This is a genomic window from Sphingomonas gellani, assembly GCF_900110035.1.
GTDB lineage: Bacteria > Pseudomonadota > Alphaproteobacteria > Sphingomonadales > Sphingomonadaceae > Sphingomonas > Sphingomonas gellani.
In genome coordinates, this window is the sequence record NZ_FOCF01000004.1 from 211,389 (window position 1) to 231,412 (window position 20,024).

Sequence of the window (20,024 nt, forward strand, 5' to 3'; positions counted from 1 at the left end):
TTCGAGCGATAGCGTGGAACCGGCTTCTGCGGTAAAGTGCCTGCGGATGATCCTGTTCATCGAGGCAAAGCGGACATGGCCAGCGACTTCGACAGCAAAACGCCGCGCGGCCGTGCCATCATCCCTTGCGAGCAGAAGCGAAAGCAACATGGCGCAAGGCTGTCGCGGCAACGTCGTGGCATGCTTCGGGCACGGGCCTGTCCGGACATGTTGCCCATGATCGTCGTCGCCACCCTCCGTCCCCAGCAGATCGGTTCAGTCGATGCATGATGTTGACGCCCCCCACACCCGCCGCGCGGTGCCCGTGCGCTCGGTAGGCCTGTACGCAACGATCCTCGGCTGGGTGGTCGCGATCCTGGGCGGTTTCTTCGCAACGGCGGGCGCGGTGCTCGTCGCGCTGGGCGGCTCGCCTTATTACCTCATCACCGGCATCGCGATGGTGGCGAGTGGTGCGTTGGTCGGACGGGGCGACCGACGCGGCGCCCTGCTGTTCCTCGCCATCTGGATCGCGACGCTGATCTGGGCCATGTGGGAAGTCGGGCTGGATGCGCTTCAACTGATCCCGCGCGTGGTCGCGCCGACCGTGTTGCTGGTCCTGATCGGGCTGGCGTTCGTGCGCCGTGCCCCGGGCCGGGCAACGCTGGCGCGCGGGGCGGTTGCGGCGGCGGTCGTGATGGCGGCAGGCGTGGGTTCGCATCTGTTGATCGTGTCCGGTGCGGTACGGGCGCAGGACGCTCCGGCGATGCCTCTCGCGAGCTCTGCGGACGGTGCCGACGGATGGGCGCATTATGGAGCGACTCTCGCCGGCGACCGCTATTCCTCGCTGGCGCAGATCACGCCGGCCAATGTCGCGCGGCTGCAGCTGGCCTGGACGCAGCGCACCGGTGATGTGGTCCAGCACGACGAGGCGGTGACCCATCTGCGCGAATATCATTCGGAGGCGACGCCGATCCAGATCGGCGACACGCTCTACACCTGCACTCCGCACAGCTATGTCCAGGCGATCGACGCCACCACCGGGCGTACCAAATGGACGTGGCACACCAGCGCCGACGTGCGCGGGAACAGCTATCTGGTGTGTCGCGGCGTCAGCTATTTCGAGGCCCCGGCCGGTACGCCATGCCCACGCCGCATCTTCGCCCCGTCCTTCGATGCGAAGATGTACGCGCTGGATGCGGATACCGGGCGTCCATGCCCCGGCTTCGGCACGAATGGCGCGATCGACCTGCGCGATCACATGGGAACGTCGCCCGCCGCCTTTCAGATCAGCACATCCCCGCCGGTCGTCGCCAATGGCCGCCTGATCGTCGGGGAGCGGATCATCGACAATGTCGGCGTGAACGAGCCGGCCGGCGTGGTCCGCGCCTATGATCCCGTGTCGGGCGCGCCCATCTGGGCGTGGGATGTCGGGCGCGGCGACGATGCGATCAAGCCGCTGACCGGGACCGAGACCTACACGCGCGGCACGCCCAACGTGTGGGGCGCGATGACGGCGGATGCGGCCAATGGCATCGTCTACCTGCCGACCGGCAACGCCACGCCCGATTACTGGATCGGCCGCCGCCGCCCGTTCGACGACAAGTACGGAACGTCGATCGTCGCGCTCGACATCGCGACCGGGCGGATGCGCTGGCACCGGCAACTCGTCCACCGCGACATGTGGGACATGGATCTGGCGGTCGGCCCGTCGCTGATCGACCTGCCGCTGCCGGGTGGTGGGACGGTGCCCGCGCTGCTCCAGACGACGAAGATGGGCCAGCTGTACCTGCTCAACCGGCTGACCGGTGCGCCGCTTGCCGCGATTGAGGAGCGGCCGGTGTCTACCAAGGGCGGCATGACGGACGAGCGCTTCTCCCCGACCCAGCCCTTCTCGGTCGGGATGCCGTCCTTCACGCCCCCGACGCCGACCGAAAAGGCGACCTGGGGCGCCACGCCGATCGACCAGCTCGTCTGCCGCATCGAGTTTCGTCGCGCGCATGCGGCCGGCATCTATGCGCCGATCGGGACGACCGACATCATCGGCCATCCCGCCTTCGACGGCGTGACCGACTGGGGCGGTGCCGCCGTCGATCCGGTGCGCGGGGTCATGACGGTCAACACGATGCAGATGCCGTTCCGCATCCGGCTGGTCCGGTCCGACAGCGACGAGGGGCGCAAGATGATCCAGGCGGCCGCGAAGGGCGGCGAGAATGCCAAGGCGCCGATCTATTACCAGCAGTTCGGAACGCCGTACGTCGCGGTCGTCCAAGCATGGATCGGCCCGCTCGGCGCGCCGTGCATCGCGCCGCCCTGGGGCAAGCTGTCTGCGGTCGACCTGAAGACCCGGCGCGTGGTGTGGAGCAAGATCCTGGGCACCGCGCGCGACACCGGCCTGTTCGGATCGCGGCTGGGCGTGCCGATCAAAACCGGCGTGCCGAACCTGGGCAGCTCGATCATCACCGCGGGCGGGGTCGTGTTCATCGGGGCGACCACCGACCAGTATCTGCGCGCGTTCGACCTGCGCACCGGTGCGGAGCTGTGGAAGGCGAGGTTGCCGGCCGGCGCTCAGGCGACGCCGATGACGTACCGGGGCAAGGACGGGCGGCAATATGTCGTCATCACCGCCGGCGGGCACGGCGCGCTGGGCACGCGCTACGGCGACTATACCCTGGCCTTTGCGCTCCCACGCGGGGCGTAACGGCGGGCGTCGATAGGCCGGCCGTGGGGAGGTGGGATCGGCCGCGCTCTTCGCCGGCCTGATCGGTTCAGGGGAGTGCCTGGCGATCATGCTGTTGGGTGAGGGCGGCGGCGTAGATGCGTTGCCGGGAGAGGTCTCGGACCTGGCCAGCCGTCTTGCGCAGAAAGGCGGCATTCGCGGCAGCGATCGAAGAAAACCCCGCCTGATCCGACGCTTCGATCCACAAGCCTTCGGCTCGCGGGAAGGTCAGAAAATGGTGCTGCCGGTGAGGATTGAACTCACGACCTCAGCCTTACCAAGGATGCGCTCTACCACTGAGCTACGGCAGCACACGCCGAAACGGCGGGGAAGCGCGCCTAGAGACGAACGCGGCGCGGTTGTCAAGGCATTGCCGGACGATCTAGGCGGATTGCATGGCGAACAAGGACGAACGGGATCAGCGGCTGAAGTCGGCGCTCAGGGCGAACCTGCGCCGGCGCAAGGTGGTCGCCGACGAGGCACCCGAACCGTTGGCGGAGGGCAACGGGCCGGCGACGGAGGCACCGCCGGCACGCGAGGGCTAGCGAGTCTTCAACCGATCGGTGCGCATTTCGCCCGCAGCCATTCGCGATCAGCCTCGTCCAGTTCCGGCCCGATCAGTTCCAGCACGCGGGCATGATAGGCGTCGAGCCATGCCCGCTCCGCCTGCGTGAGCAGATCGGCGTCGACCAGCGTGCGTTCGATCGGTGCGAAGGTGAGCGTCGCGAACCCCAGCATCGCGCGATCCGGGTCGCCGCCCGCAATCTCGCGCGGTTCGATGAGGACCAGGTTCTCGATCCGGATGCCATACTCGCCGGCCTTGTAATAACCCGGCTCGTTGGACAGCATCATGCCGGCACGCAGCGGTTCCAGGCTGGCGCCGCCGGGATAATTGGGCGCGGCGATCCGTTGCGGCCCCTCGTGCACCGACAGGAAACTGCCGATCCCGTGGCCGGTGCCGTGCGCAAAATCCAGTCCCGCTTCCCATAGCGGACGGCGGGCGAAGGCGTCGATCTGTGCGCCCATCGTGCCGTCCGGGAATATGGCGGTATCGATGGCGATGTGACCCTTTAGCACGCGGGTGAAACGGTCGCGCATTTCCGACGTCGGCGCCCCGATCGGTATGACGCGTGTGACGTCGGTGGTGCCGTCCAGATACTGGCCCCCCGAATCGATCAGGAACAGCTGGCCCGGCTCGATCGACGCGCTCGATTCCTCGGTGACGTGGTAATGCGGGCTGGCGCCGTGCGCGCCGGTGGCGGAGATGGTGTCGAAGCTGGTGTCGCGCAGCAGCCCGGTCTGTTCCCGGAACTCCAGCAGCTTCGCGGCCGCCGACAATTCCGTCTGGCCGCCCTTCGGACACTCCATCTCGACCCAGCGCAGGAAGCGGGTCAGCGCCGCACCATCGCGGAGCGACGCGGCGCGATGGCCGGCCACTTCCGCCGGGTTCTTGATCGCCTTGGCCAGCACGACGGGATCACGCAGGGTCAGCACGGTGCCGCCGCCCGCCTCGATCGCGTCGAAGATCGCGGCCACTGCACGTTCCGGATCGGCGACGACCCGCTTGCCCGACAGGGTGGCGAGATGATCGACCAGCGCGCCCTTGGGGTGCAGGCGTACCGCGTTGCCCAGATGCTGGCGCACGGCATCGTCGACCTTTTCCGGCTCCACGAACAGGTCGGTGGTCCCGTCCGCCCCGACGACCGCGAACGACAGAGCCACGGGCGTGCGCGCGACGTCCGCCCCGCGGATGTTCAGCGCCCAGGCGATCGAGTCGAGCGCCGACAGCACCACGGCGTCGGCGCGCTTCTCCGCCAGCCAATCCGCGATCGCCGCGCGCTTCTCGGCGGACGAGGCGCCGGCATGCTCGTTCGTGTGGACGGCCAGTGGTGCATCGGAGGGGCGGGGGCGGTCGGTCCAGATGGCGTCGATGGGGTTGTCGGCGACAGGGGCCAGCGTCGCATCGCGCTCTGCCAGCGCCTGTACGGTGTCGGCCACCCAGGCACGGGTATGCAGCCACGGATCATAGCCGATGCGCCCGCCGTTCGGGGCATGGACCGCGAGCCAGCCGGCGACGCTCTCCTGCGGTACGGGAACGTAGCTCCAGTCGTCGGACGAGACCTGCTCGCGGACCTGCAGGGTGTAGCGGCCGTCGGTGAAGATCGCCGCGCTGTCCGCCAGCACCACTGCGCTGCCGGCGGATCCACCGAAACCGGTCAGCCAGCTTAGCCGCTGCGCATAGGCGCCGACATATTCGCTCATATGCTCGTCTGTCAGCGGTACGACGAACCCGTCGAGCCCGCGCCGGGCAAGTTCCGCACGCAGCGCGGTGAGGCGATCATGGAAAGGGGACATGCAACGGGCCTTCACTGATTCCGAGACAAACATGCGCCTGATCCTTCCAGCCTGACCGCTCGGGAGAGGGGCCGTGCCCGATAGGGTCGGGGCGTCGCGTCGCGATCATGCCAGACCGCGCCCGAATGTTACAGCGCCGGCCGCTGGCGGTGCGATGGCGCGCCCGGAGGGCCAGCCGGGCGACATGACGGTGTGGGCGTCGTGCTGGGCGAGAAGGGTCCGCCAGGCCGCCGAGGCGCCTAGGCCACGCCTTCACCCCGCGGCCGCAAAACCTGCGGTCGACAAGTGCCGCGCGGTCACTATGTCGGCGGGGATGACCGAATTCACCCCGCCCGTCGCCGCGACCCGTCCGCACAGCTTTTCCGCGCATGGTATCACGGTGGAGGATCCCTGGGCATGGTTGCGGGACCCCGGCTATCCGACCGTCACCGATGCGGACGTGATCGGCTATCTGGATGCGGAGAACGCGTATCTGGACGCGGTGATGAAGCCGCACCAGCCGCTGGTCGAAACCCTGTACCAGGAAATGAAGGCACGACTGAAGGAGGACGAGTCGACCGTTCCGCAAAAGGACGGCAACTGGCTGTACTGGACCGGCTTCGAGACCGGCGGCCAGTATCGTAAATGGTGGCGTCGTCCGGTTGCTGGCGGGCCCGACGAGCTGTTGCTGGACGAACCCACTCTGGCGGAGGGCAAGGAGTACTTCCGGCTGGGCGCGTTCAGCGTGTCTAACAACGGCCGCTATCTGGCCTATGCGATCGACGATGACGGGTCGGAGCGGTTCACCGTTCGCGTCAAGGATCTGCAAACGGGCGAGCAGTTGCCGGAGGTGATCGAGGGCATGTTGTCCGATATCGTCTGGACCAGCGGCGACGATGCTTTCCTGTACGGGCTGGCGAACGATCAATGGCGTACCGACAATGCGCGCCTGCACCGGCTCGGCACGCCGGTGTCGGAGGATATCGAACTCTATCGCGAGGCGGACGAGGGCTACCGCGTCTCCGTATCAGAGACCAGCTCGCGCAAGTGGATCGTGATCGGCACCGGCGACCACAACACGTCGGAACTGCGGCTGGTCCCCGCCGCCGACCCGACCGCCGAGGCGATCCTGATCGCCCCGCGCAAGGAAGGGCGCGAGTATGACGTGGACGAGCATGACGGCACGCTGTTCATCCACACCAACGATGTCGATCCGCAATTCCGCCTGTGCACCACCAGCATCGATGCGGCGGGCGACTGGCATGAGTTGATCGGGCCGAACCCGCATTTCTACATGACCGGCGTCGAGTGCTTCCAGAAGTTCTTCGTCGTGGAGGGGCGTGAGGACGGCTTGGACCGGATCGCGATCCACCGCTACGACGATCCCGCCGTGCCGCAGCGCATCGTCTTTCCGGAGGACAGCTACGCCGCCGGGCTGGGCGACAATCCCGAATATGACATGGACGTGCTGCGGCTCGGCTATGAATCGATGGTCACGCCCGGCACCGTGTACGACTATGACGTGGTAAGTGGCGCGCTCACCACGTTGAAGGTGCAGGAGATTCCGTCCGGCTATGACGGCAGCAAGTACCGCACGGAGCGGCTGAAGATCGCCGCGCGCGACGGCACGCCGATTCCCGTTTCGATCGTCTACCCGGCCGATTTCCCGAAGGACGGCTCGCGGCCGCTCTACATGTATGCGTACGGCGCCTATGGTCACGCCATCCCGCCGGGCTTCTCAACCGGGCGGCTCAGCCTGCTGGAACGCGGCTTCGCCTTTGCCATCGCGCACATCCGGGGCGGCGACGATCTGGGCCAGCAATGGTATCACGACGGCAAGCTGACCAAGCGGACGAACACCTTCAACGATTTCGTCGATGTCGCGAAGGGGTTGATCGACGGCGGCTGGACTAGCGCCGGCCGCATCGCGATCGAGGGCGGATCGGCGGGCGGCGAACTGATGGGCGCGGTGGTCAATTCCGACCCGCATCTGTGGGGTGCCGTGATCGCGGCGGTCCCGTTCGTGGACGTGCTCAACACCATGATGGACGCGGAACTGCCGCTGACACCGGGCGAGTGGCCGGAATGGGGCAATCCGATCGAGGACAAGGCGGCGTTCGAGCTGATCCGCTCGTACAGCCCGTACGACAATGTCCGGGCGCAGGATTATCCGCCGATCTTCATTTCCGGCGGGTTGAACGATCCGCGCGTAACCTATTGGGAACCGGCGAAATGGGCGGCCAGGCTGCGCGCGACCAAGACCGATTCCAACGTGCTGCTGCTCAAGACGAACATGGGCGCCGGCCATGGCGGCAAATCGGGCCGCTTCGACAGCCTGCGCGAGACGGCGGAGGAGCGTGCTTTCGTGCTGTGGCAGTTGGGCGTGGCGGAATAGCCGCCTTATGGCCATAGAGGCGCTGATCGCACGATACGGCCTCGCCGCGCTGTTCCTCGGTGCGGGCATCGAGGGCGAGGCGGTGGTGGTCGCGGGCGGGCTGCTCGCGCATCAGGGCGTGTTTCCGCTGGCGGGCGCATGCATCGCCGCGGCGGCGGGATCGTTCCTGGCGGATCAGGCGTGGTTTGCGGTCGGACGCCGATTTCGCGAGCACCGGCTGGTCCGGCGCGCCAAGGGCAAGGCAGCGTTCGCCCGCGCGCTGACCGCGCTGGAGCGGCATCCGATCGGCTTCATCTTCGCCTTTCGCTTCATCTACGGGTTCCGCACGGTCAGCCCGATCGCGATCGGCACCACGGCGGTGCCGGCGCGCACATTCCTGCTGGTCAACGCGATGGCTGCGGCGGTGTGGGGCGTGGTGTTCAGCCTGGTCGGATACCTGTTCGGCAACGCGTTCGAGCGTCTGGTCGGGCGGCTGCGGCCACATGGCGAAAAGCTGTGGTGGGTCGTGGCCGCGCTGGTTATCGCCGGGCTGATCGTCGCGGCGATCCATTGGTGGCGGACGCGGGAGGCATGATGATGCGGTTCAACCGGCGCTTCGTCGCGGCGTCTGACGACATCGACGAACTCGGCCATGTCAACAATGCGGTCTGGGTGCGCTGGATTCAGGATGTCGCGGTCGCGCATTGGGATGCTGTCGCTCCTGCCGATCACAGGGCCACCTGGTTCTGGGTCGTGACCCGGCACGAGATCGATTATCGCGGCAACCTGACCGCGGGGCAGGGGGTGACGGCTGAAACCTGGGTGGCAGACGCACCGCGCGGCGCCCGTTTCGACCGCAATGTCCGCTTCACCGGCGATGACGGGCGCGTGCTGGTGGAGGCGGTGACGACCTGGGCGATGATCGACCGGGCGACGGGCCGGCTTTCCCGCATCCGGCCGGATGTCGCCGCCCCGTTCTTGGAAGGCCGGCCGAGCGGCACGTCAGGTCCCGACGTCGAGTAGCGGCCCCGTGCCGTTGAACAGCCCGGCCTGATAGTCGCGGATCGCCTGGCCGATCTCCTCACGCGTGTTCATCACGAAGGGGCCATGGGCCACCACCGGCTCCCCGATCGGGTCCGCATGGCCGAACAACAGCACGGTGTCCTCCGCGGCTGAAACCGATACGGTGTCGGCGCCATCGTCCAGCGTCGCCAAGTGCCATTCGGGCACTTCCCGGGCCCCGATCGTGATGCGGCCGCTGACCACATAGAGCAGCACGGCGCGGCCGGCTGGCGCGGGGAGGTCGACTTTCGCGCCGGGTGCCAGCTGCACGGTCGCCATGAACACACCGGTCAGCGAGGGTATCGGGCCGGCCTGCCCGTCATGCTCGCCCGAGACGAGGTTCAGCGTTCCCAAGCCGTCGCCGATCGCAATGGCGGGGATCCCGTCCGCCTGGACGCCGGTGTAGCGGGGCGGCGTCATCTTCAACCGGGACGGCAGGTTCACCCAAAGCTGAAGGATTTCCAGCGGACCGCCGTCGCGCTTGAACTCGGACGGGGACACCTCCGCGTGGATCAGGCCGGACCCGGCCGTCATCCACTGCACGCCGCCCGCCGCGATCACGCTCTGGTGCCCGCCGGTATCGTGGTGCGCCAACGTGCCCGACAGGATGAAGGTCACGGTCTCGAACCCACGATGGGGATGGGGGCCGAAGGGCAGGCCGTTGTTGCCGGGCCGGTACACCTGCGGCCCGTGATGGTTGAGGAACAGGAACGGGTCGACCTGTTCCAGCCCGGGCGCCGGCACGGGGCGGCGGGTCACCAGATCGGCGATATCGTCGCGGTGGGCGCGGTGGATGGCGGTGATGCTGCGGCTGGTCATGGCCATGATGTGCGGGTGTGCGGGCGCGGGGACAAGGCGTTGCCACGGAAACGCTGCGTTCCGCGGGACTAGGTTGGACTTGGCTGCGTGAAGACGTGGCGGTAGCGTGCGTGCGATGAGCGACCGCCTCGTACTCGACCGCTTCATCCCGTACCGCCTGTCGGTCGCGTCCAACAGCGTCAGCGATGCCATCGCGCGGACCTATGAGGCGCTGTTCGGGCTCACCATTCCGGAATGGCGGCTGGTCGCGGTGGTGGCGGAGGAAAAGGGCATCACCCAACAGGCGATCGGGCAGCGCACGCGGATGGACAAGGTGACGGTCAGCCGCGCGGCGATCGCGCTGGTCGGCCGCGGTTTGATGGCTCGCGACGCCAATCCGGACGACCGCCGGTCCCACCTGCTGGTACTGACCGATGCGGGAAGCGACCTGTATGCGGCGGTCGCGCCAAAGGCGCTGGAACTGGAACGCAGGCTGTTCGCCCCCTTCGACACGGAGGAGGTCGCGGCGTTCACGGCAATGTTGCGTCGCATCGAGGCGGCGGCACGGGTGCTGGAAGAGGACGGCGCCGGTACGCGTCGGTGAGCCACGCGCTCCTCAGGCGGACCTCAAGACGGCGACGGCTGACTGCGCCGATTCAGCGCGGCGCATCCTCGATCGGCGCGGACAGGATCACCCGCAACCCCGGTTGATTGTCCGTATAGTCGATCTCTCCGGACAGGCGTGCCACCATGGCGGTCATCATCCGGCTGCCGAACCCCTCGCGGTCGCCGCTCTTGCCGACACCCTGGTCGGCGACGATCAGGCGGATGCGGTTGCGATATTGTTCCAGCGTCACCGCCACCGGCCCGGCCGCGCCGGAATAGGCGTATTTGGTGGCGTTGATGACCAGTTCGGTCAGGATCAGCCCCACATTGACCGCGCGGTCGGTCGGCATAAGCACCGGGGTCAGGTCCAGCACCATCTGCCTGGCCCAGGGGGCGCCCAGCGACGTCTTCAGATCGCCGAGCAGCTCGTCGAGATATCGGGCCAGATCCACCGACTGGACCTGTTCGTCGCGGTAAAGCCGGCGATGGACCAGCGCCACGGCCGACAGTCGCGCCTGCGCCTCCTTCAGGTGCTCGGCCACCTTGGCATCCCCCGACGCCTTCGCCTCCAGGGATAGGAACGCCGACACCAGTTGCAGGCTGTTCTGGACCCGATGGTTGACCTCCTTCATCAGGACGTCCTTCTGCGCGATCAGGGCATCCTTGTCGGCCAGCGTCCGTTGCAGTTCGCCATTCAGCTTCCGCATCGCGCGGGTGCGTGCGGATTCGTCAAAGGCACGGCGCAGCCGATGCGCGGCCTGCACCTCCTCCAGCGTCCAGCTGCGCGAGCGGCCACGCACCTGTTGGGTCCAGCTGTCGAACGAGGCGCGCGGGGTCAGCGCCAGGGCCGCGCCCGGCTGTGCCGTGACCGCCTTGTGCGGATTGCCCGCCCATTCCACTTCCTCGACCTGTTCGGCGCGGAACCAGAGCAGGCAGCCCTTGTCCTCCTGCAAAGGGATGGCGAGCAACCCGCTCGCCTGGCGCCGATATGCATCCGCCTCCGGCAGCAGTGCGGCGAGTTCCCGCGTCGCGAAGGGATCGGGCCCCCGGCCACGTGCCCAGCGCGCCAGGTCGACGATCTCCTCCTCATGCGGCGTCACGCCGAACGCGGTGACCCGGCGACCCACGACATAAGCGAAACCGTCCCCGTCGAGCATCTCGCGCAGTTCCGGCATCGCGTTCTCGACGACCTGGAACAACGTGCCGTCCAGGTTGATCTTCGGCACCACATCTCCTTCCGCGGTGCGCAACCTCAGGCGCTCACGATACGCCTCCGATTCCTCCTTGGCGCGGATTTGTCGGGCCAGGCTGCTGGCCAGCACGGCCGACGCCTCCCGCAGCACACGGGGCAGCAGGCGCGGGGTTTGGTGATGGCACGCGATCAGGCCCCAGAGCAGGCCGTCCTTGACGATGGAGATCGACGCGGACGCCTCCACCCCCATGTTGCGCAGATATTGCAGATGGATGGGCGACACGCTGCGGATGCCGACGTCGGACAGGTCGGTGTCGGCGAAGCTGGCCGGCCGGATCGGCGCGGGCTGGTAATCGATCGTGGCGATCGAGCGGGTCCGGTTGCGGACATACAGCGCGCGGGCCTGGCGCGGGATGTCGCTGGCCGGGAAGTGATGGTGCATGAACGTGCCCAGCGCCGGGTCGCGATCCTCGCCCACCACCCGCCCGGCATCCTCGTCCAGGAAGCGATAGATCATCACCCGGTCGAACCCGGTCAACTGCCGGAAAATCGCGGCCGCGTAGCCGCACAGCGCCGACAGGTCGGCCGCGCGCTCGAACCCGGCTGATGCATTGTTGAGCCAGGCCAGCATCGAGCCCGTCGGCATGCGGTCGGCCTGTTCCGGTTCCAGCTCGACCAGGATGCGGTCGCCCGAACGGTGAAGCGCCACCGACCACAGGGTCTCACCCGTGGTGACAGGTTCGCCCGTGATCGTCGCGCCTGGACCCGCCGCGACTCCGTCCAGCAGCGCGGCAACATCCTGCCCGAGCAGGTCGTCCAGCGAACGGCCGAGCCAGTCGGCGCCAAACGCCTTCTCCAGCTTCCCCGCGCCGGCGACCACGGTCAGGCTGGCACGCTCCGCGATCAGCAGCAGGCCGTGCGGCTGGACCGAGCCGGGGATGTGAATGGGCTCCCTGTCGCAATCCGTGATGTCGGTGGCGATCGGCACGGCCTCGGCCGCGACCGATGGGGCGGGTCGGTTGGGGAACTCTCCTGACACCCGAACTCACTAGGGCCTGGCTATGTACAGGGCAACGCAGCTTTTCTTGAGGTTACACAGTTTGTTGCCACCTTGGTCGAACGCGGGCACGATGATGGCCTAAACGCTCCGGGAAAGCCCGCCATCGACCAGATCGCTGCCCTTCCATACCGAATCGACGCATCCGGGCGAGTGGAGGTGATGTTGATCACTTCGCGCGAACGGCGGCGCTGGATCGTGCCGAAGGGCAATCCCATGGTGGGACTGGCGGGCCATGAGGCTGCGGCGCAGGAGGCATGGGAGGAGGCGGGGTTGCGCGGCGTCCCCTGCGCAGCTGCGATCGGGCAGTTCAACTACCTGAAAAGGCGTCGTTCCGGGGCGGTGCGGCGTTTGACCGTGCAGGTGTTTCCGCTGGCGGTGGTGGAGCAGCTGGAGGATTGGCCCGAACGCAGCGAGCGCCAGACGCGCTGGTTCTCGCCCGCGCTGGCGGCCCGGAGTGTCGAAGAACCTGAATTGCAGCGGATCATCGCGGCGTTTAGAGGGCCGGACGTCACGAGGGGCATAGCCGGCAACATCCTGCCAGCGATCCGACGCACGACAAGGGAGCGATTTCCGATGCTGGCCTGGTTCCAGTCGCTGATGCCCAAACAGGGCAGGTTTTTCGAGCTGTTCGAGGCGCATGCCGCGACGCTGGTGGCGGGGGCGGGGGCCTTGGCCCGGCTGCTGCACAATGATGGCCCGATCGACGAGCGGATCACGGAGATCCACGCGCACGAGCATGAGGCGGACGATATCACGCGCGACGTGTTGCAGGACGTGCGCCGCGTGTTCGTCACGCCGTTCGACCGCAGCGCCATCACCGACCTGATCGGGGTCATGGACGACGCGATCGACCAGATGAACGGCACGGCCACGTCGATCCAGCTGTTCGGCCTGAGCGATTTCGCACCGCAGATGCGCGACATGAGCGGCATCATCGTGGAGGCCGCGCGCATCACGGCGGAGGCTATCCCGCTGCTGCGCAACCTGTCCGCCAATGCGGGGCGGCTGCACGAACTGACCGCCCGGCTGATCCAGATCGAGGGGCATGCCGACGATATCCACGACGACGGCATCCGCGCGCTGTACAAGATCGCGACCGAAGCCAACGATCCCATGGCCTTTGTCGTCGGCCGGGAAATCTACAGCCACCTGGAAAAGGTGGTCGATCGTTTCGAGGATGTAGCCAACGAGATCCAGGGTCTCGTGATCGACCACGCCTGACCCTCACCGCTAGTTAGGGCGCGCGCATCATGATATCCTTTCCGTTGCTGGTGGCGCTGATCGGCGTCGCCCTGCTGTTCGACTTCCTCAATGGCCTGCATGACGCGGCTAATTCCATCGCCACGGTGGTTTCGACGCGCGTGCTGAAACCGCATCATGCGGTGCTGTGGGCGGCGTTTTTCAACTTCATCGCCTTTGCCGTGTTCGGGCTTCACGTCGCGCAGACGGTGGGCAAGGGCATCGTCGATGCGCAGGTGATCGACGCTGGCGTCATCTTCGGCGCGCTGATGGGCGCGATCATCTGGAACGTGGTAACCTGGGTGCTGGGCATCCCGTCCTCGTCCAGCCACGCGCTGATCGGCGGCCTGCTGGGCGCGGGCCTGGCCAAGGCGGGGATCAGCGGCATCGTGTGGAGCGGCATTTTCAAGACGGTGGCCGGCATCTTCGTGGCGCCGATGACGGGGCTGTTCTTTGCGCTGATGCTGGTGCTGTTCGTCGCGTGGACCAGCCTGAAACTGACGCCGATGGGCGTCGACAAGCGCTTCCGCAAGCTTCAGCTGATCTCCGCCGCGCTCTACAGCTTGGGGCACGGCGGCAACGACGCGCAAAAGACGATGGGGATCATCGCGGTGCTGCTCTATTCGCAGGGGATGCTCGGCGGCGAGTTCCACGTACCGTTCTGGGTCGTCATCTCTTGCCAGGCGGCGATCGCGCTGGGCACGATGTCTGGCGGCTGGCGCATCGTCCACACCATGGGGTCGAAGATCACGCGCCTGACGCCGGCGCAGGGGTTCTGCGCCGAAACCGGCGGCGCGATCACGCTGTTCATGGCGAACATCGGCGGCATCCCGATTTCCTCCACCCACACCATCACGGGCGCGATTGTCGGTGTCGGTTCGGCACGGCGGCTGTCGGCGGTGCGGTGGAACGTCGCGAGCAACATCGTCGTGGCGTGGTTCCTTACCCTGCCCGCGGCGGGCGTGATCGGCGCCGCAGTGTACGGCCTGACCGCCTTGGCGGAGCGGTTGGGATAAGCCACGGGGCGGGCGGCGTTGCCAGTCGGACGCCGCCTGCCGGCCCTGTTCGTCGAAGGCGGGGTTGGCGCGGCCTTAATCGGGACGCCCCCTGCACCTGAAGGCGTCGGCCGCTCTCGAACTCTCCGCCCGAGCCACATCGGCTTTGTAGCCTCAGGCGTTCTCCAGCCAATCCAGGCGTCAGGCCCTAAGAACCCGTCCGCCGATCGATCAGGTCAACGGCAGGCCAGCGACAATCTCCTGAGCGATCTCGGCGGGCGCACGCGGACCTTCGCCCGCCACCGTGGCGACGATCCGCCAGCGCTCCGGGTCGGCGGCGGCAAGCCCGCGGTAATTGTCGCGGACGCGGTTCTGCAGCGCGTCGTCCGCCTCATATTCGTCGAAGGTGCGCGCGGTGTAGCTGCGCTGCTGCTTCAACCGGATAAAGCCACGCGCGACCTCTGCCGGCGTATCGAGGTAGATCGCGCGATCCGGCGGGATCAGCCCGAACTGTTCGGTCTCGAGCTGCCAGATCCAGCGCATCAGCCGCCCGGCCTCCTCGATGGAGGACGTGCGCGCCGCCTGGTAGGCCATGTTGGACGCGACGTGGCGGTCGAACACCAGCACGTCGTGATCGTCGGCGAGCGCACGGACATGGTCCCGCGATTCCAGCCGATCGAGCGCATAAAGCACCGCCGCTGCTTCCGGCGACGTAGTCCGTGGCATGCGGCCGGCAAGCACCTCACCGATGGCATAGCCGCCGACCGTCTCCGCGTAGCGCGGGAACGACACCAGCGCCGCGCGGCGACCCTGCGCGCGCAATGCCTCCACCAGCGCGGCGGACACCGTGCCCTTGCCGGCGCCGTCCGCGCCCTCGATCGCCAGATGATAAGCCATGATCGATAGCTTCGTTAGGCTGCGTCTCGCAGGCGTCAACGGCCGATCGGCACGCGCACCCTCAGGCGGCGACCTGCTGCGCTTCGCCCAGCAGTTGCTGGACGATCATCAGCCCGACATCGTTCTGCCACAGCCACAGCCCGTTGGCCTGACCCCGAAAGCTCTTTTCCCCGCCAAGGTGGCCCCACGGGACGAAGCCGGCGGCCAGCCCGATGCCGTAGAGTCCGGGAACCGGTTCTCCGTCGTCGCCCATCACGCGGCAATGTCGATCCACCATCGGCGCGCCGCCGTGCGCTGCCAGCGCGATGGCGTTCCCGGCGGCGTCGGAGAGCGGCAGGCCGACCGGCCGGTAGCCCAGCGCGGCAATGACTAGGTCCGCGCGCTCCATGATCTCGCGCGCGTCGGCGTCGTCATCGCCACGAATACGGTGCAGCGTGACGCGCGGATCGGGCTGACGTCCATCGACGCCCAGCATCCGCAGCATCAGCTCGCGCGCCTCCAGCCGGAAGCCGGCCAGGCGGTACACGAAGCCGGACACGGGACAGATGTCGTCCGGGCCGAAGTCGCTGAACCCGTCCGCCGCAGCGGCAGCCACGGACGGGAAGAACGGACGCAGCGGTTCGCGGTGAAGCAACGTCAGGGCGCCCGCGCCGAACGGGATGGCAGGTCGCCCCTTCAGCAGCGAGAACAGCGTCGCGGCGGCGCTGGTCGATCCGCCGATCACGGCGACCCGAGGCGCGCGGCGCCCGGCCAGCAGGTCCGCGACCTTTTCGAAGCCGCCGACGCTCAACACTTCGTCGGATTGCAGCAGGCGGCCACCGGCCATGTCGATCAACCGCCCACCGGCGACGACCTGCGTCGACAGGCGATCGAGCGGCTGATGCCCGCCCGCCGCGATCACCAGATTGCGCGCGATCTGCTCCACCTCCGCACCATCCGACAGACGGCGCAGGCGGACGCTCCACAGTCCGTCGGCGCGGCGGGTCGCGCCCAGCGCCTCGTGCCCGGTCAGCACGGTGCCGCCATGATCCCGGATCAGCGTCGTCAGGCGGCGACCCGTTTCGCGCAGCAGCGGCCCGACTTCGGTCAGGGGCACGCCCAATGCTCCGCTATGCTGCGCCACCGCGCGCGCGGCCGGATGGTCGGCCAGCGCCACGATCTGAGGATGGGTGGAGCCGCGCACCGCCGACAGGAAGGTGTCGGCCGTCGTGTCGGACGTGATCGCATAGCGGCCGAGTTGCCCGCCGCCGATCGCCTCGTCCCGCTCCACCATCACCAGCCCCGACGCTAGGCTCGGCAGCAATCCCTTGGTACCGGCGGCGAGCAGTATCGCCGATCCGGCAGGGCCTCCGCCGATCACCACCACATTGGCGATGGCACGGGACGTAGCGACGGGAGCGACCGGAACGCTGCGTGCGTCGACCGCGCGGCAGGCATGGTTCAACGCGTCCGTCACCCGCGCGACATCGTCCACCGACATCGTGTCGGTCAGCGGCAGCGACAGCATGGCATCGGCGATCCGGTCGGCGACCGGTGTCGGCTCGATCAGCGCGGTCTGCTGGAACAAGGGCTGCTGGCCGAGATGCGGGCTGAAATACCGGCCGCAGCCGATCTGGCGATCCGCGAGCATCGCGGCGATCGCGTCCCGATGCAGGGCAAGGTGCGGGGGCAGGACCACCGGCATGAACTGGCTGGCGCGAGAGCGGCCCGCGACCCGTTGCAGCTGGAACCCGTCGAGCGCCCCGCGATACGCGCTTTCCAACGCCGCGCGCCGTTCGCACACCGTGCCGATCTCCGCCAGCTTGAGCCGGGCCATCAGCGCGAGCACCTCCGGCAGCTTGGCGTTCAATCCCGGCAGCGACGCGATCCGGCATTGTTCGAAGCCGAAACTGGCCATCGCGCGCAACCGCGCGATCCGGTCCGGATTGCCGCAATGGATCAGGCCACCCTCCGCCACGGCAAAGGTCTTGGTCGCGTGCATCGAATAGACGGTGGCGAACGGACTCGCGGCTCCGAAGCCGACGCCCGCGTCGTCGCGCGTGCCGAGCGAGGAGGCCGCGTCCACCACCACCCCGACGCCGCGACGCTGATTGAGCGCGATGTACCGGTCGAGGTCGATCGCGTTGCCGAACGTGGCATAGGGCACGATCGCGCCGATGCGGTCGCCGTACCGCGACAACAGTGCGTCCTCCGCCGCCGCACTGGCGGACCAGTCGTCCGGATCGATGTCGCAGATCAGCGGCGTCAGGCCCGCCCAGATGGCCGCCTGTGCCGTCGCGGCAAAGGTCAGCGCTGGCATCAGCGCAAGCGTGCCGGGCGGCGGCGTAGCGGGGCCGACCGCTTCCCGCAGCGCGATCATCAGGCCCAATGTCGCATTGGCCACCGCCAAGGTCGCGCCCATGCCGTCGAACAGCGCGTCGGTCACCTCGGACTCGAACGCCTGTACCTCGGGCCCGTTGTTGCTGAACACGCCGGATGCCTCCAGCCGTCGCAGGGCGTCCGCATGCTCGCTGAGCCTTGGCGGGTTGGGAGCGATCAGGGGCAGGGGGTGCATGGATGCTCGCGCGGTTGATGAAGGCACCGCTATGGCGGAACGTTCCTAAAAAGCCGTTACGCCTGCGTCTCTACTCGCCACGACTTCGCACAACTTGCTCAATGCCCGCCGACTACAAGTCCGATCCATAGTGTGCGCGGCGTGCCAAGGTCGATCGAGCCGGCCTGATTGCGGGTCTGGACCGCCACATCGAACAGGTTCTCCGCGCGCATCTCGACCGCAACTCCCCGCAGCACCGGCATGCAGGCGAGGGCGTCGACCGTCGTCGCCGCCTTTAGTGCGTCGGTCTGCAGGTCATCCTCGAACTGGCGGCCGACATGGCGCAGCGTGGCCGACAGCAGAGCGTCCTTTGCGATCCCCTGATGCGGCGCCCAGCCCAGCGTGGCGCTGGCGGCATGACGTGGACTTTGCGCCGGGACTAGCCCGTCGAAGGCCTGACCCGGTGCCCGAACCTCGGAATCGTTCAGGGCATAGGACGCGTCGAACAGCATGGCGCCGTGTCGCCAATCCAGCGTCGCCTCCACACCCTTGGCCACGATGGCATCGACGTTGCGCCGCTGACGCAGGTTGGGGCCGATCGTGACATTGGCGATCGCGCCGTTCAGCCGGTTGTAGAAGCCGGTCAGGCCGACCGTCAGGCCCGATGCCGGGTGCAGGTCGACGCCGCCCTCCACCCCCTTCAGCCGCTCCAGCCCCAGCGCGGCGTTCGCCTGCGTCGTGACCGGGAACACCACGAATGGGCGATACAGCTCGTTCAGCGTGGGCACGCGGAACCCGGTATAGCCGGCGGCGCGCAGGTCGATCGGCGCGGCCAAGTGCCACAGCGCACCGGCCCGGGCGGTCGCGATCGTGCCGGCACGGTCGGCATAGCGGTTGTCGCTCGTGATCCGTCCGATGGGGGTGGTTTCGCGGAGGAAGCCGTCATCGATCGTCCAGCGATCGACCCGCCCGCCGCCGGTCAGGACCAACCGCCCGATCGTCCAGTCATCCTCCACGAATGCCCCGCTCGTGGTCTCGTGACCGCCGGCGGTCCGCAACGTGGTCGGCAGGCCGGTGGCGCCGCTATAGGCGGTTTCATACAGCCGCCCGTCGCTGATCCGCGTATCGACACCGATGCGCAGCACATGGTCGGGCCCGACCGGCGGCCGCACCTCCACCTTGCCGCCATAGCCGGTGGACGGCGTGTTGCGCTGGTCCAGCGTGAGGCGGAAACTGGTCGCGCTGATGACCTTGTTCGCGAAGTTGCGGGCCTGGAGATAGGCCAGCGCATCCACCTGCCACTCGCCGCGATGGATCAGGCGCAGGCTGGCGTCCTGCCCCTGCGACCGCGAGTCGGCGCCCTGGAAGCGCAACGTGCGGTGATCGTCGAACACCAGTCCGGCCATCTGCAACTCGGTCTGCGCATCGATCGGCGCGACGGCGCGAAGTCCGGTCGACCAGTCGCGGAACCGGGCGCGGGCCGTGGCGGCGACGCGCTGGTTCTCAGGCGTGGTGAAGAAGCCGTCCGATCGCTCCGCCCGGCCGAACAGGGTGACATAGCCGGACCCCAGGTTCGGCGACACGGCGGCCGATATCTGCGCGCTGTCGAAACTGCCCAGGCTCGCGCGCGCGGAGACGGGGGGCAGTTCGGCACGGCTGGCGCTGACCAGTTCCACCGTTCCCGCCACCGCGCCGGCGCCGAAGGGTCCGGAGCCGCCGCCGCGCGTGATGCGGACCGCGCCCAGACGCTCCGGGCTGAGCGCGGTGAAGGGGATGTAGCCGAAGAACGGGTCGGCGATCGGCACGCCGTCTAGCAGGACCAGCGCGCGGCTGGACGCGTTGCCGCCCAGCGCGCGCAGCGTCAGCCCTTGCGCCGAGGGGTTGGCGGAGCGACTATCCGAGCGGCGGAACTGTTGCACGCCCGCGACATCGGCCAGAACGTCTTCGACCCGGCCCGACGCATCGCCGGTCAGCCGATCCCGCTCGATCGTGGACGAGCCATAGGCCGGCGTCCCCGGCGGCAGTGCCAGGCCTCGGCCGATCACCACCACGTCCGGCACCGGTTCCCAATCGGCGGTCGACGTCGCGTCCTGCGCCAGCACCGGCGAACACAACAGGCCGCTGGCCAGGATCAAACGGCGGAACGGCATGCGGAACTTTCGAGAAAAGCGAGCGGTGCCGTGGCGTTAGCCGCAGGTGCCGGCGCGGGCGAGCGGAATCGCCCGCCCGCCGTCACCCG

At 68.0% G+C, this 20,024-nt stretch carries 15 protein-coding genes and 1 tRNA gene; 9 read left to right on the forward strand and 7 right to left on the reverse strand.

Features of this window, described 5'->3' with window-relative positions:
• Nucleotides 1-75 precede the first annotated feature (75 nt).
• Nucleotides 76-270 (forward strand): hypothetical protein, encoded by a 195-nt coding sequence (locus BMX37_RS09680; protein WP_093665526.1) that lies wholly within the window; start codon nt 76-78, stop codon nt 268-270.
• A complete protein-coding gene (locus tag BMX37_RS09685; RefSeq protein WP_093665527.1) occupies nt 263-2,677 on the forward strand; it encodes a membrane-bound PQQ-dependent dehydrogenase, glucose/quinate/shikimate family in 2,415 nt (804 codons plus the stop codon). The genes BMX37_RS09680 and BMX37_RS09685 overlap by 8 nt, the downstream gene beginning before the upstream one ends.
• Nucleotides 2,678-2,931: 254 nt before the next feature.
• Here BMX37_RS09685 and BMX37_RS09690 read toward each other — a convergent pair.
• Nucleotides 2,932-3,006, reverse strand: a tRNA-Thr gene (locus tag BMX37_RS09690).
• 84 nt (nt 3,007-3,090) lie between these two features.
• Here BMX37_RS09690 and BMX37_RS18790 point away from each other — a divergent pair.
• Entirely contained in the window at nt 3,091-3,240 is a 150-nt protein-coding gene (locus tag BMX37_RS18790) for a hypothetical protein (RefSeq protein WP_170841914.1), read from the forward strand.
• Nucleotides 3,241-3,247: 7 nt separating this feature from the next.
• On the opposite strand, the gene BMX37_RS09695 is transcribed toward BMX37_RS18790, so the two are convergent.
• A complete protein-coding gene (locus tag BMX37_RS09695; RefSeq protein WP_093665528.1) occupies nt 3,248-5,050 on the reverse strand; it encodes an aminopeptidase P family protein in 1,803 nt (600 codons plus the stop codon).
• Between the two features lie 313 nt (nt 5,051-5,363).
• Between BMX37_RS09695 and BMX37_RS09700 the strand changes: the two genes are divergently transcribed.
• Genes BMX37_RS09700 through BMX37_RS09710 form a run of 3 tightly spaced genes read left to right on the forward strand, consistent with a single transcriptional unit; the run spans nt 5,364 to nt 8,426 of the window.
• Nucleotides 5,364-7,424, forward strand: coding sequence for a S9 family peptidase (locus BMX37_RS09700; protein WP_093665529.1), 2,061 nt, complete (start codon nt 5,364-5,366; stop codon nt 7,422-7,424).
• Nucleotides 7,425-7,431: 7 nt separating this feature from the next.
• Complete coding sequence (locus tag BMX37_RS09705) at nt 7,432-7,998, forward strand: DedA family protein (protein WP_093665530.1); 567 nt, start codon at nt 7,432-7,434, stop codon at nt 7,996-7,998.
• Entirely contained in the window at nt 7,998-8,426 is a 429-nt protein-coding gene (locus tag BMX37_RS09710) for an acyl-CoA thioesterase (RefSeq protein WP_093665667.1), read from the forward strand. Before BMX37_RS09705 ends, BMX37_RS09710 begins: the two co-directional genes overlap by 1 nt.
• On the opposite strand, the gene BMX37_RS09715 is transcribed toward BMX37_RS09710, so the two are convergent.
• Nucleotides 8,406-9,290 (reverse strand): pirin family protein, encoded by an 885-nt coding sequence (locus BMX37_RS09715; RefSeq protein WP_244501512.1) that lies wholly within the window; start codon nt 9,288-9,290, stop codon nt 8,406-8,408. The genes BMX37_RS09710 and BMX37_RS09715 overlap by 21 nt on opposite strands.
• Nucleotides 9,291-9,399: 109 nt before the next feature.
• Here BMX37_RS09715 and BMX37_RS09720 point away from each other — a divergent pair, with 109 nt between their 5' ends.
• Nucleotides 9,400-9,867, forward strand: a complete 468-nt coding sequence (locus BMX37_RS09720) for a MarR family winged helix-turn-helix transcriptional regulator (protein ID WP_093665531.1) — start codon at nt 9,400-9,402, stop codon at nt 9,865-9,867.
• Between the two features lie 52 nt (nt 9,868-9,919).
• Here BMX37_RS09720 and BMX37_RS09725 read toward each other — a convergent pair whose 3' ends face one another.
• Nucleotides 9,920-12,100, reverse strand: coding sequence for a histidine kinase dimerization/phosphoacceptor domain -containing protein (locus tag BMX37_RS09725; protein WP_093665532.1), 2,181 nt, complete (start codon nt 12,098-12,100; stop codon nt 9,920-9,922).
• A 123-nt stretch (nt 12,101-12,223) separates the two neighbouring features.
• On the opposite strand from BMX37_RS09725, the gene BMX37_RS09730 reads away from it, so the two are divergent.
• Both BMX37_RS09730 and BMX37_RS09735 read left to right on the forward strand, forming a co-directional pair.
• Nucleotides 12,224-13,342 carry a DUF47 family protein gene (locus BMX37_RS09730; protein ID WP_093665669.1) on the forward strand — a complete coding sequence of 373 codons (1,119 nt, stop codon included), beginning with the start codon at nt 12,224-12,226 and terminating at the stop codon, nt 13,340-13,342.
• A gap of 29 nt (nt 13,343-13,371) precedes the next feature.
• Entirely contained in the window at nt 13,372-14,376 is a 1,005-nt protein-coding gene (locus BMX37_RS09735; protein ID WP_093665533.1) for an inorganic phosphate transporter, read from the forward strand.
• Nucleotides 14,377-14,586: 210 nt separating this feature from the next.
• On the opposite strand, the gene BMX37_RS09740 is transcribed toward BMX37_RS09735, so the two are convergent.
• The 3 genes from BMX37_RS09740 to BMX37_RS09750 all read right to left on the reverse strand — a co-directional run bounded on the left by BMX37_RS09740 (nt 14,587) and on the right by BMX37_RS09750 (nt 19,935).
• Nucleotides 14,587-15,252 (reverse strand): nucleoside/nucleotide kinase family protein, encoded by a 666-nt coding sequence (locus tag BMX37_RS09740; protein ID WP_093665534.1) that lies wholly within the window; start codon nt 15,250-15,252, stop codon nt 14,587-14,589.
• A gap of 61 nt (nt 15,253-15,313) precedes the next feature.
• The gene (locus BMX37_RS09745; RefSeq protein ID WP_093665535.1) at nt 15,314-17,806 is read right to left on the reverse strand and encodes a DegT/DnrJ/EryC1/StrS family aminotransferase; all 2,493 of its coding nucleotides are present in this window, start codon (nt 17,804-17,806) and stop codon (nt 15,314-15,316) included.
• Nucleotides 17,807-17,904: 98 nt separating this feature from the next.
• Nucleotides 17,905-19,935: a TonB-dependent receptor gene (locus tag BMX37_RS09750; RefSeq protein ID WP_093665536.1), complete on the reverse strand. Its 2,031-nt coding sequence runs from the start codon at nt 19,933-19,935 to the stop codon at nt 17,905-17,907.
• Nucleotides 19,936-20,024 lie beyond the last annotated feature (89 nt).